10 protein-coding genes are annotated in these 11,955 nt (G+C 68.1%); all 10 read left to right on the forward strand.

The genetic code is table 11. The features are described 5' to 3' along the window. Window positions 1-87: 87 nt before the first annotated feature. The 10 genes from P73_RS22755 to P73_RS22800 all read left to right on the forward strand — a co-directional run bounded on the left by P73_RS22755 (window position 88) and on the right by P73_RS22800 (window position 11,498). The gene (locus P73_RS22755) at window positions 88-1,116 is read left to right on the forward strand and encodes an IS110 family RNA-guided transposase (RefSeq protein WP_043867978.1); all 1,029 of its coding nucleotides are present in this window, start codon (window positions 88-90) and stop codon (window positions 1,114-1,116) included. Window positions 1,117-1,511: 395 nt separating this feature from the next. Next, window positions 1,512-1,970: a (R)-mandelonitrile lyase gene (locus P73_RS22760; protein ID WP_043872190.1), complete on the forward strand. Its 459-nt coding sequence runs from the start codon at window positions 1,512-1,514 to the stop codon at window positions 1,968-1,970. A gap of 170 nt (window positions 1,971-2,140) precedes the next feature. Then, a complete protein-coding gene (locus tag P73_RS22765) occupies window positions 2,141-3,037 on the forward strand; it encodes a LysR family transcriptional regulator (protein WP_043872229.1) in 897 nt (298 codons plus the stop codon). Between the two features lie 107 nt (window positions 3,038-3,144). After that, on the forward strand, window positions 3,145-3,906 hold the full coding sequence (locus P73_RS22770; RefSeq protein WP_043872191.1) for a carboxymuconolactone decarboxylase family protein: 762 nt from the start codon (window positions 3,145-3,147) through the stop codon (window positions 3,904-3,906). Between the two features lie 3 nt (window positions 3,907-3,909). Beyond that, a complete protein-coding gene (locus P73_RS22775) occupies window positions 3,910-4,548 on the forward strand; it encodes an NADPH-dependent F420 reductase (protein ID WP_043872192.1) in 639 nt (212 codons plus the stop codon). Window positions 4,549-4,570: 22 nt separating this feature from the next. After that, complete coding sequence (locus tag P73_RS22780) at window positions 4,571-4,966, forward strand: (R)-mandelonitrile lyase (RefSeq protein WP_043872193.1); 396 nt, start codon at window positions 4,571-4,573, stop codon at window positions 4,964-4,966. A gap of 249 nt (window positions 4,967-5,215) precedes the next feature. Next, the gene (locus tag P73_RS22785) at window positions 5,216-5,677 is read left to right on the forward strand and encodes a (2Fe-2S)-binding protein (RefSeq protein WP_043872194.1); all 462 of its coding nucleotides are present in this window, start codon (window positions 5,216-5,218) and stop codon (window positions 5,675-5,677) included. Further along, complete coding sequence (locus P73_RS22790) at window positions 5,674-7,935, forward strand: xanthine dehydrogenase family protein molybdopterin-binding subunit (protein ID WP_043872195.1); 2,262 nt, start codon at window positions 5,674-5,676, stop codon at window positions 7,933-7,935. Before P73_RS22785 ends, P73_RS22790 begins: the two co-directional genes overlap by 4 nt. A 150-nt stretch (window positions 7,936-8,085) precedes the next feature. Further along, entirely contained in the window at window positions 8,086-9,108 is a 1,023-nt protein-coding gene (locus P73_RS22795) for a nucleotidyltransferase family protein (protein ID WP_043872196.1), read from the forward strand. A 65-nt stretch (window positions 9,109-9,173) separates the two neighbouring features. Beyond that, a complete protein-coding gene (locus P73_RS22800; RefSeq protein WP_043872197.1) occupies window positions 9,174-11,498 on the forward strand; it encodes a Tex family protein in 2,325 nt (774 codons plus the stop codon). Window positions 11,499-11,955 lie beyond the last annotated feature (457 nt).

Here is an 11,955-nt window from a genome sequence, read left to right on the forward strand (position 1 = left end):
CCTGCGTCACGCACGACCGTTGCCACTTGTCAGATCAGCACCGCGCTGTCGCCATTCCCGTATTGAACCCAGATGGAGGATGACGGGATGAAGCTATTTATTGGATTGGATGTGTCGTTGGCGAAGACCGCAGTTTGTGTGGTCAGCGAGCATGGCCAGATCGTCAAAGAGGCGGAGACTGAAAGTGAACCGGAAGCTTTGGCGCATTGGTTGGACGAACTTGACGGCAGTATCGCAGCGATTGGCCTGGAGGCCGGGCCACTGTCGCAATGGCTGCACAGAGGGCTGACCGAAGCTGGACTGGAAGCGGTGCTCATGGAAACGCGCCAGGTGAAAGGAGCGTTGAAGGCGATGCCGATCAAGACGGATCGCCGCGATGCAGAAGGGATTGCACGCCTTCTTCATCTCGGCTGGTTCCGCCCGGTTCACTGTAAATCCGTCTCTGCTCAGGAAACCCGGGCAGTTCTCGGCGCTCGAAAGGCTATCCAGCAGAACATGATCGCTCTGGAAATGTCGGTGCGCGGATTGCTGCGGAACTTTGGCCTCAAGGTCGGTGCGATCTCCCGCGGCAAGTTCGAGACACGCATTCGGGAATTGGCAGATGGCAATCCGATGCTGGAAGCCGCGACTGAACCGATGCTGCGGGCCCGAGCGTCCCTACGACAGGAACTGGCCGATCTCGAAAAGTGCGTGCGGCGGTTGGCCTGGGATGATCCGGTTTGCCAACGCCTTATGTCGATGCCAGGAATCGGTGTCGTCGTAGCACTGACATTTCGTGCTGCGGTCGATGATCCGGCCCGCTTTCGGTCTTCGAAAAGGGTCGGACCCTGGGTTGGTTTGACGCCTTCACGCAACCAGTCCGGTGAACGGGACGTGTCGGGTGGTATAACCAAAGCTGGCGATGTCAATCTGAGAAGGGCGTTGTGCCAGGCTGCAACTGTCATGATGAACCGTGGCCGATCGACTTGGCTGAGAACGTGGGGAGCCCAACTCGTGCAGCGGCGCGGACGCAAAGTTGCGATGGTCGCCCTCGCACGCCGCATCGCTGTCATACTGCATCGGATTTGGGTCGATGGCACAACCTTCCAATCAGATGCGGCGCCAAACCCTGCCTAACAGGATGACACCCCACCCGTTGCCTGCCTGATCGCAGGCCTTTGAGGTCCCGCAGGGACGTGGTTCCGATGATGCCGTGGTCAGGACTGTCGCTGGTTTTTGCCAAGCACGCCTATGAGATGGGCACATCGGAATTACATCGAACCAGCATCATGTTGGCAGCCATCGCGCTGACCACGAACCGAAGCATGTTCCCCAAGGATCTCAGCTATAGGCCGCGAAGGAAGCCAGGACCGGCACCAAGTATATCAAAGTAACCTCTACGGCGGGTCAATTGTTGTGCGCAAAACCGCTTGACTGGGACGCCCCCGTTACCGAAGTCCTGAGCCTAGATGTCCCGATGCACCCCGACCAGACCGGCCGCAGGCCGCCCCCCATATCAGGAGACGACCAAGATGATCCGTTCCATCCCCCTTTCCCTCACCCTGCTCCTCGCCGCGCCCGCCGCGATGGCGCAGTCCCAGGAGATCACCCGCGCCGAAGACCGCGCCGGGGAGACCGGCAGCGAGGAGACCTTTACCGGCACCGTCTATGTCGCGCCGGTCTTCGACCCGGTGATGAACGACGTGAACGGGGGAGAGGTCACCTTCCTGCCCGGCGCGCGCTCCGCCTGGCACACGCATCCGGCGGGCCAGATCCTCGTCGTCACCGCAGGCACCGGCTGGGTGCAGGAGCGCGGCCAGGAGAAACAGGTGATCCAGGCCGGCGACGTGGTCTGGTGCCCGCCCGGTGTCGAGCACTGGCACGGCGCCACCGACAGCACTGCCGTCACCCATTACGCGATCCAGGCCAATGTGGACGGCGCCGCGGCCGCATGGGGCGAACATGTCACGGACGAGGAATACGGCGGCTGACCGCCCTTCCCCGCGGCGCGGCCTCCCCCGGCCGCGCCGACCCGGCAAGGCTCTGCCGATGCCGCGCCAGGAGGAACGCCATCCTTGCATAATCCATGGCACCATGACCGCTCCTCATATATCCTGAAGGAGATCCCATGATCCTCGACACAAAGATCAAGGCCTCCTTCATGCTCCGAGAGAACATCAACGACCTGATCGCCTTCGCCGCCGTGGCGGAGGAACGCAGCTTCACACGCGCCGCCGCCCGGCTCAACGTGTCGCAATCCGCGCTCAGCCACACGATCAAGGCGCTGGAACAGCGGCTCGGCCTGCGGCTGCTGACGCGGACGACGCGGACGGTCGCGCCGACGCTCGCGGGCGAGGATCTCCTCGCCACGCTGAACCCCTGTTTCGACAAGATCGAGACGCGGCTGCTCGCGCTCAACGACGCGCGCGACCAGCCGACCGGCACCGTGCGCATCGCCGCCACCGAATATGCGATCGAGACGCTGCTCTGGCCGAAACTCTCCCCGGTGCTGAAACAATATCCGAGCGTGAACGTCGAATTCGTGATGGATTACGGCTATACCGATCTCGCCCAGTCGCAATGCGACGCCGGCGTGCGCTATGGCGAGCAGGTGAGCGACGGCATGATCGCCATGCGCATCGGCCCCGACGAACGCATGGTCTGCGTCGGCGCGCCGGAGTATTTCGCGCGCCACGGCCCGCCCGACACGCCGCAGGCGCTCAGCGACCACCAATGCGTGAACCTGCGCCTGTCCACCCATGGCGCGCTCTACGCCTGGGAATTCGAGGACCGCGACGGCCACGAGATCCGGGTGAAGGTCCAGGGCCAGACCTGTTTCAACACGATCAACCCGGTGCTGCGCGCGGCCCAGGACGGCCACGGGCTCGCCCTCGTGCCCGAACGCCTCGCCCGCCCGCATCTCGACAGCGGCGCGCTCGTGAGCTGTCTCGAGGAATTCTCGCCGCCCTTCGCGGGCTTCCACCTCTATTACCCGAGCCGCCAGCGCCCCTCGAGCGCCTTCGAGATCGTGCTCGACGCCCTGCGCGAGCGCGCCTGAACATTCATGAGATGCGCTCATGAGCGACGTGACGCGCGCGAGATTTACCTTTGCGCCGCACGCCCCATATCAGGCGCAGAGCCCGATATCCCGCAAAGGAGACCCTGATGAAGACCCGAGTTGCCGCCTCGACCCTTGCTCTCATGACGACATCCGCCTTCGCACAGGACATGTCCGCCACCCTGCCGGAGGCCATCGGCCGGGTCTCCCCCGCGCTCGGGGCCTATTCCGAGGAGGCGCTGTTCAACGGCGAATGGACGGCGGAGGCGCTGTCGGTGCGCGACCGCGCGCTCGTCACCTTCGCCGCGCTGCTGACCCGGCACGAGACGGAGACCCTCGGCGCGCATGTGGCGCTGGCCCTCGATGCCGGCGTGACCCCCGCAGAGATCTCCGAGACGATCACCCATCTCGCCTTCTACACCGGCTGGGGCAATGCCGTCGCCGCCTCGGAAGCCGCCGCGCCGGTCTTCGACGACCGCGGGGTGAGCGAGGAGGATCTTCCGGCGGTCGATCCCGAACTCCTGCCGCTCGACGAGGCGGCCGAGGCCGCGCGCGAGGAAAATGTCCGGGGCGATTACGGCGAGGTGTCCATGGGCGTCGTGGACAACACCCGCGACGTGCTGTTCCGCGACCTCTGGCTGCGCCCCGGCCTCGAACCCCGCGACCGCAGCCTCGTGACCGTCGCCGCGCTGATCGCCGCCGGACAGCCGGAACAGATGACCTTCCACCTCAACCGCGCGATGGACAACGGCCTCACCCAGGCCGAGGCGGGCGGCGTGCTGTCGCATCTGGCCTTCTACGCCGGCTGGCCGAGGGTCTTTTCCGCCCTGCCCGTCGCGAAAGAGGTCTTCGCCTCGCGGAGCGAATGACCCATGCGGATCGCGGTCCTCGGATCCGGTCGGATGGGGGCGAAGCTCGGGCGGCTCTGGGCGCGCTGCGGCCATGACGTGACCTTCGCCTATGCCCGCAGCGCGCAAAAGCTCGAACGCCTCGCCCGCGAAAGCGGCGCCACCCATGCAAGCGTCGCCGAGGCGGTGCGCGGGGCGGAGGCGATCCTGCTCGCGGTGCACTGGTCGCGCACCGGCGACGTGCTCGGCCAGGCGGGCGACATGGCGGGCAAGGTCGTGCTCAACTGCTGCGTGCCGCTCGACGAGGCCGACCGCGATCTCGTCGTCGGCCTCACGACCTCCGGCGCGGAGGAGCTGGCGCGCCTCCGCCCGCAGGCGCGCTGGGTCTCCTGCTTCAACACCACGCCCTCGGAAAGTTTCGCGCCCGTCTTCATCCGGCGGGCCGACACCCCGCGGCCGCAGGTCATGGCCTATGGCGACGATCCGGGCGCGAAACAGATCGCCTTCGGCCTGATCCGCGACATCGGCTTCGAGCCGCTCGACACCGGCCCGCTGCGCAGCGGGCGCTATGTCGAGCCCTTCGCCATGGCCACGGTCGAACTGGCCTATGTCCAGCCCGGCGGCCCCGCCCTCACCTATCGTTTCGAGAAATTGCGCGACTGACCGCGCGAGGAAAGGAGACTCCATGAAAATCATTCGTTCCGGCAGCGCCCCCTCCGGGCCCGGTCCCGAGGAATATTTCACCGGCACCGTGCGCGTCGACCCGCTGTTCCAGGCAGAGGCGCCCGGCCGCACCGGCGGCGCGCATGTCACCTTCGAACCCGGCGCGCGCACGGCATGGCACACCCACCCCGCCGGGCAGACGCTGATCGTCACCTTCGGGCGCGGCCGCGTCCGGCGCGAGGGCGGCCCGGTGGAGGAGATCTCCCAGGGCGACATCGTCTGGTTTCCCGCCGGCGAGAAACACTGGCACGGCGCCGCGCCCGACACGGCGATGAGCCATATCGCCATCCAGGAAAGCATCGACGGCAGCCCCGTCACCTGGATGGAAAAGGTCTCCGACGCCGATTACGGCGACTGACGCCCGAAACGCGGGCCGGCTCCCGCCGGGATCCGGCCCCTTCGTCGCACCGTCTGCCGCGCAGTCATGAGCCGTGCTCATGACTGAATTTGGCATCTCCCGATTTACAGCATCTTCTGCCGCGCTATCTGATGAAGGGCGCGCGCGCCCGGACGAGCCCGAAGCACTGGCCACCGGCGCCCCCGCCCGTTCCGACCAAGGGGACACGCACATCACGAAGGTCGCCCCCGCTACCCACGAGGAAACCCCATGCAACTTCAGATCAACGACCAGACCTATGACGTGGAGGCCGAGGGAGATACGCCTCTGCTCTGGATCCTGCGCGACAATCTCGGCCTGACCGGCACGAAATACGGCTGCGGCATCGCCCAGTGCGGCGCCTGTTCGGTGCTGATCGACGGCATCGTCACCCGCTCCTGCATCACCCCCGTCGACACGGTGACCGAAAGCCGCATCACCACCATCGAGGCGATCGAGCAGGACGAGACCGGCCGCCGCGTCGTCGAGAAATGGGTGGAACACCAGGTGCCGCAATGCGGCTACTGCCAGTCCGGGCAGGTGATGGCCGTCACCTCGCTGCTCAAGGAAAACGCCACCCCCGACGACGAGGACATCGCCGCGGCGATGACCAACCTGTGCCGCTGCGGCACCTATAACGCGATCCGCGCCGCCGTCCTGGATCTCGCGCAGGGCGAGGGAGAGACGCTATGACCCGCCTCGACCGCCTGTTCGCCCTCACCTCCCTGCTCTCGGGCCGTGCGCCGGTGAACCTGTCGCGCCGCCGCTTCCTGCTGTCCGCCGCCGGGGCCACTGCCGGATCGCTCGTGCTCGGCATCGGCCTGCCGGTCGCGGGCCGGGCGCAGGATGCCGCGCCGGAGATCGCCCCCGGCACCCGCGTGCCCGCCTTCATCGAAATCCGCCCCGACGGCACCATCCGCCTGCTCAGCCCGTTCAACGAGGGCGGCCAGGGCATCTTCACCGCCATGGCGCAGATCGTCGGCGAGGAGCTCGACGCCGATCCCGCGGGCTTCACCGTGGAAAACGCCCCGGCGGGCGAGGATTACCTCGTCGTCAACGGCCAGATGCGGATCACCGGCGGCAGCATGTCGGTGCGCACGAGCTACGACACGATGCGCCGCCTCGGCGCGCTGACCCGCCGGTTGCTGCTCGAGGCCGCGGCGACCCGGCTCGACGTGCCGGTGGACGACCTGACGACCGAACCGGGCGAGATCGTCCATGCCGCCTCCGGCCGGCGGCTCGGCTATGGCGAGGTCGCGGGCGACGCGCTCGACCTTCCCGTGCCCGATCCCGACAGCGTGACGCTGAAGGATCCCGCCGACTTCCGCTGGATCGGCAAGCCGCTCGCACGGGTCGATATCCGGGACAAATCCACCGGAAAGGCGGTCTATGCCATCGACACGAAGGTCGAGGACATGGTCCATGCCGCCGTCCAGCACGCCCCCCGCCTCGGCCTCACGGTCGGCACGATCGCCAACGAGGCGGAGGTCGCGGCGATGCCCGGCGTGATCTCCATCCACCGCCTGACCGGCGCGGTCGCGGTCGTCTCCGAACGCTGGTGGACCGCGCGCAAGGCCGTCGAGGCGCTGGAGGTCGACTGGGCAGAACCCGAGCCCGACACCGATCCCCTCGTCCGCTACATGCCCGCCGATTTCTCCACCGAGGCCTTCGCCGAACGCCTCGCCAGCGAGCCGGGCGAGGGCACGACGGCGGAAAGCGAGGACATCGTCGAGACTGCCTTCGACGCCGCCGAAACGGTGGTCGAGGCCACCTATCACAGCCAGTTCCTCAACCATGCCCAGCTCGAACCGCCCTCGACGGTGGCGCGGTTCAACGACGACGGCTCGCTCGAGCTGTGGATGCCGAACCAGGCGCCGGAACAGTTCCGCGACGTGATCGCCGGCATCACCGGGCTCGAGGCGGATCGGATCGCGATCCATTCCCCGATCCTCGGCGGCTTCTTCGGGCGGCACTTCCTCTATCCCGAGGCCAACCCCTTCCCGCAGGCGATCCAGCTCGCCCGCGAGACCGGCCGCCCGGTAAAGGTGATCTGGAGCCGGGAGGAGGAATTCCTGCGCGACCCGCTGCGCCCGATGGCGGCGGTGCGCTTCCGCGGCGCGCTCGATGCCGAGGGCATGCCCGTCGCGCTCGAGGCGATCAGCGCCTGCGAGGGTCCGACCGAGGGCATCTGGGGCCGCAATCCCGAAACGCTCGACCCGACCGCGCTCGAGGGGCTGACGGGCAAGGCCTATGCCATCCCCAACCGCCGGATCGCCCAGCTCTACGTGGAAAACCCCACGATGCTCGCCTACTGGCGCTCGGTCGGCAATTCGATGAACGATTTCTTCTATGAAACCTTCCTCGACGAGCTGGCCGATGCGGGCGGGCAGGATCCGTTCGAACTGCGCCTGCACCTGCTGGCGGGCAACGAGCGGCTGACCACCCTGCTCCGGTCGGTCGCGGACCTGTCGGGCGGCTGGAAACGCGGGCCCTTCACCGCCGAGGACGGCAGCCGGCGCGCCCGCGGCATCGGCATGGCCTCCCCCTTCGGCAGCGAGACGGCGGCGATCGCGGAGGTCTCCATCCGCGATGGCGAGGTCGTGGTCCACGACGTCTGGGAAGCCATCGACCCCGGCAGCATCGTCAATCCCGCGATCATCGAGGCGCAGGTGAATTCCGCCGTCGCGCTCGGCCTGTCGCAGGTGCTGCTCGAGGAAACCGCCTATGAGAACGGCATGCCCGTGGCGCGCAATTTCGACATGTATCCGATCCTCACCCCGGACCGGATGCCGCGCGTTCATACCACCATCGTGGAAAGCGGCGCCCCCATGGGCGGGGTCGGCGAACCGGGCCTGCCGCCCGTGCCGCCCGCCGTGGCGAATGCCGTCTCTGCCCTGACCGGCCAGCGGATCCGGCGCATGCCGCTCTCCCGCTACACGTTCGAGGCATAAGGCCCGCACGGCCGGGCGCCCGCGCCCGGTCGTTCCCGTTTCAGGCCGGTTCCGGGTCGCGTCCGGGCGCTATACAACAAAACTCATTTTCGTTGTGCAACGCCCCGCCCCGCGCTATACAACAAAAAGTCCTTTTGATGTATAACCGCGATGACCGAGCTCCGCTTCCACTCCCCCGTCGGCCATGCCGCCTACCACGACCTGCTGCGCCTCGCGCAGGACGAACAGGCGAGCGAAATCACCGGCACCCCCACCCGCGTCACGGTGAAGGGGCGCGTGTTCTGGTATGACAAGTTCCGTCTCGGCACCACCGTCGCACAGCGCTATATCGGCCCCGACAGCCCGGAGCTGCGCGCCCGCCTCGACCGGCTGGAGGCGCTTCGGACAGAGCGCGACGCCCGGCGCCGGGAACGCACCCGCCTCGTGCGCCTGTTGCGCGCGGAAGGCTATGCCTCCACCGACCAGCAGACCGGCAGCCTGCTGAACGCCTTCGCCCGCGCCGGCGTCTTCCGCCTCGGCGGCACGCTGATCGGAACGGTCGCCTTCCGCCATTACGAGGGCGAGCTGGGCCTCGCGCTCGGCTTCGACCGGCTGGCGCAGACCGGCGACATCGACATCGGCAGTTTCGAACGCCTCTCCTTCGCCCTGGGCGACACGGTCGAGACCCCGCTCGCCGAGGTGTTCCGCAGCCTCGACTTCGCCCCGGCCCCCTCGCTCGATCCCGGCCGCACCTGGCGCTGGACGCAGGCGGGGGGCGAGGCGCTGGTGGAATTCCTGATGCCGGCGCAGGGCGAGGAATCGATCCGCGACCTGCCCGCCCTCGGGGTCAGCGCGCTGGCCCTGCGCCATCTCGATTTCCTGCTGAAAGACCCGATTCCCGCCGTCAGCCTCTATCGCAGCGGCGTGCTGATCCAGATCCCGCGCCCCGAACGCTTCGCCCTGCACAAGCTCATCGTCGCGGAACGGCGCCGGGGCGGCCCCGACGCGCTCAAGGCCGGAAAGGACCGCGCGCAGGCCGCCCTCCTCGTCGCGGCACTGGCGGAGACGCGGCCGGACGAGCTGGCCGAAGCGCATGAGGAGGCGCGCGGGCGCGGACCGAACTGGGCGGCCCGGATCGACGCCTCCCTCGCCCGCCTGCCCGAGACCCGCGCGCGGATCCGCGCCGTGCTCTGATCTCCCCCTTGGCGCGCGGACGCGGGAGGGCTAAGACACATCTCCGACCATCAGGGAGACGACCCGTGACCACCGCCGCCGATCCGCAAACCGCCGCCCGCATCGCCCGCACCATCGCAGGCGAGATTTCCGCCACCCCCGCACAGGTCGCCGCCGCCGTGACCCTGCTCGACGGGGGCGCGACCGTGCCCTTCGTCGCGCGCTACCGCAAGGAGGTGACCGGCGGGCTCGACGACACGCAGTTGCGCACGCTGTCGGACCGGCTCGCCTACCTGCGCGAGCTCGAGGCGCGGCGGGTCACGATCCTGCGGTCGATCGAGGACCAGGGCAAGCTGACCGACGACCTGCGCCGCTCCATCGCCGGCGCGGACAGCAAAGCGGCGCTCGAGGACATCTATCTCCCCTACAAGCCGAAGCGCCGCACCAAGGCGATGATCGCGCGGGAAAACGGCCTCGAGCCGCTGCTGCGCGCCATCATGGACACCCGCGCCACCGCGCCCGAAACCCTGGCCGAAGCCTATGTGACCGAGGCCGTGCCCACGGTGAAGGACGCGCTCAACGGCGCGCGCGACATCCTGACCGAGGAGCTGTCGGAAAATGCCGATCTCCTGGGCCGGCTGCGCGCCTTCATGCGGCAGGAGGCGTTCGTCTCCGCACGGGTGATCGCGGGCAAGGAGCAGGAGGGCGCGAAATTCTCCGATTATTTCGACCACCGCGAATCCTGGGCCGGCATCCCCTCCCACCGCGCGCTCGCCATCCTGCGCGCCGCGAAGGAGGAAATCGTGACGATGGAAATCGCCCCCGATCCCGAGGCGGGGCAGGACCGCGCCATCGCGATGATCGCCGCCACGCTCGAAGCCGGCGGGGAGACGCCCGGCGACCTCTGGCTGCGCGGGGTGGCGAAATGGGCCTGGCGGGTGAAATTCTCCATCTCGCTCTACATCGACCTGCTGGGCGAGATGCGCGAGCGCGCGCATGACGAGGCCATCACGGTCTTTTCCCGCAATCTCAAGGACCTGCTGCTCGCCGCCCCGGCGGGCGCGAAGGCGACGCTCGGCCTCGATCCGGGGATCCGAACCGGCGTCAAGGCGGCGGTCGTGGACCGCACCGGCAAGCTGCTCGACACCGCGACGCTCTACCCGTTCCAGCCGAGACTGGACCTGCGCGGGGCACAGGCGACGCTCGTCGATCTCATCACCCGCCACGGCATCGAACTGATCGCCATCGGCAACGGCACCGCCAGCCGGGAAACGGAGCGGCTGGTCGCGGACACGCTCGGCCTGCTGCCGCCGGGGGGGAAGGCGCCGACCAAGGTGGTGGTCTCCGAGGCCGGCGCCTCGGTCTATTCCGCCTCCGAACTCGCGGCGCAGGAATTCCCCGACCTCGACGTGAGCCTGCGCGGCGCGGTCTCCATCGCCCGCCGCCTTCAGGATCCGCTGGCCGAGCTGGTGAAGATCACGCCGCAGTCGATCGGCGTCGGGCAATACCAGCATGACGTGGACCAGCGGCGGCTGAGCCAGGCGCTCGAGGCGGTGGTCGAGGACGCGGTGAACGCGGTCGGCGTCGATCTCAACATGGCCTCCGCGCCGCTTCTGGCGCAGGTCGCGGGGCTCGGGCCGTCCCTCGCGCAATCCATCGTGCTGCATCGCGACCTGAACGGCGCCTTCCCCTCGCGCAAGTCGCTTTTGAAGGTCGCGGGCCTCGGCCCGAAGGCGTTCGAACAATGTGCGGGCTTCCTGCGGATCCGCGACGGGGAGGACCCGCTCGACGCCTCCTCCGTCCACCCCGAAGCCTATGACGTCGCGCGCCGGATCGTCTCCGCCTGCGGCCGCGACATTCGCGAGATCATGGGCGCCGCCGGCGCGCTGAAGGGGCTCGCCCCCGCGGATTTCGTCACCGGCGATTTCGGCCTGCCGACCGTGCGCGACATCTTCAGCGAGCTGGAAAAGCCGGGACGCGACCCGCGGCCCGAATTCAGGACCGCGACCTTTGCCGAGGGGGTCGAGGATATCAAGGACCTGAAACCCGGCATGCGGCTGGAGGGCACGGTGACGAATGTCGCGGCCTTCGGCGCCTTCGTCGACATCGGCGTGCACCAGGACGGGCTCGTGCATGTGAGCCAGCTCGCCGACCGCTTCGTGAAGGATCCCCATGAGGTCGTGAAGGCGGGTGACGTGGTGCAGGTGCGCGTGACCGAGGTCGACATCCCGCGCAAGCGCATCGGCCTGTCGATGCGCAAGGACGGCGGCGGCTCCGCGCGTGCCGAACGGCAGGACAAGTCCCCTGCCCCGCGCGGCGGCAAGCCGAAGGCACAGGCGCCGGGACGCGGCAAACCGGCGGAGACCGGCGCCTTCGGCGCGGCCCTGCTCGAGGCGATGAAGCGGAAATAGGGTCTTTTTCCGCGGAAAAGACCCCGATCCGGCCGGATGCGACCCTGTCCGCGATTCTCCCGCGGGCGGGCGCGCGCGGCCCCCCTCCCCCACCGCGCACGAGCACCGGGATCTTTTCCGCCAGTCGGAGGCTGGGCCGCAGCGCGTCATAAAAACCAATTATTTCAAAGACTTATAAGAAATCTAGTGGCTTTCCCCCGCCAGCCCGCCAGATATGGTGTCGCTTTCCCTCCGCGGCGGGGTCAGGAATCTGTTGCCTTGCGCCCCTTCCCTTGCGTATAGAAACGATAAAGAAAGCTCTGTCGAAAAAGAGCGTTACCGAGAGGCAGCACGACCGGCGTCTGCTCCCGCCCCCTCCGGGGACCGGGTCCGGCGGGGGTCAAGGAACACAAGCACCGCCCGCGCGCCCAGTCAAGGACGCGCCTCGAACGGGCGTATCGTGCGAATGAGGGCGAGC

The sequence above is a fragment of the Celeribacter indicus genome (genome assembly GCF_000819565.1).
GTDB classification, from domain to species: Bacteria; Pseudomonadota; Alphaproteobacteria; order Rhodobacterales; family Rhodobacteraceae; genus Celeribacter; species Celeribacter indicus.

What these genes read in the sequence shown, in the direction of transcription:
- P73_RS22755 (WP_043867978.1), top strand. Translation starts at nt 88, where the DNA reads ATGAAGCTATTTATTGGATTGGATGTGTCGTTGGCGAAGACCGCAGTT.
- P73_RS22760 (WP_043872190.1), top strand. Translation starts at nt 1,512, where the DNA reads ATGATCCGTTCCATCCCCCTTTCCCTCACCCTGCTCCTCGCCGCGCCC.
- P73_RS22765 (WP_043872229.1), top strand. Translation starts at nt 2,141, where the DNA reads ATGCTCCGAGAGAACATCAACGACCTGATCGCCTTCGCCGCCGTGGCG.
- P73_RS22770 (WP_043872191.1), top strand. Translation starts at nt 3,145, where the DNA reads ATGAAGACCCGAGTTGCCGCCTCGACCCTTGCTCTCATGACGACATCC.
- P73_RS22775 (WP_043872192.1), top strand. Translation starts at nt 3,910, where the DNA reads ATGCGGATCGCGGTCCTCGGATCCGGTCGGATGGGGGCGAAGCTCGGG.
- P73_RS22780 (WP_043872193.1), top strand. Translation starts at nt 4,571, where the DNA reads ATGAAAATCATTCGTTCCGGCAGCGCCCCCTCCGGGCCCGGTCCCGAG.
- P73_RS22785 (WP_043872194.1), top strand. Translation starts at nt 5,216, where the DNA reads ATGCAACTTCAGATCAACGACCAGACCTATGACGTGGAGGCCGAGGGA.
- P73_RS22790 (WP_043872195.1), top strand. Translation starts at nt 5,674, where the DNA reads ATGACCCGCCTCGACCGCCTGTTCGCCCTCACCTCCCTGCTCTCGGGC.
- P73_RS22795 (WP_043872196.1), top strand. Translation starts at nt 8,086, where the DNA reads ATGACCGAGCTCCGCTTCCACTCCCCCGTCGGCCATGCCGCCTACCAC.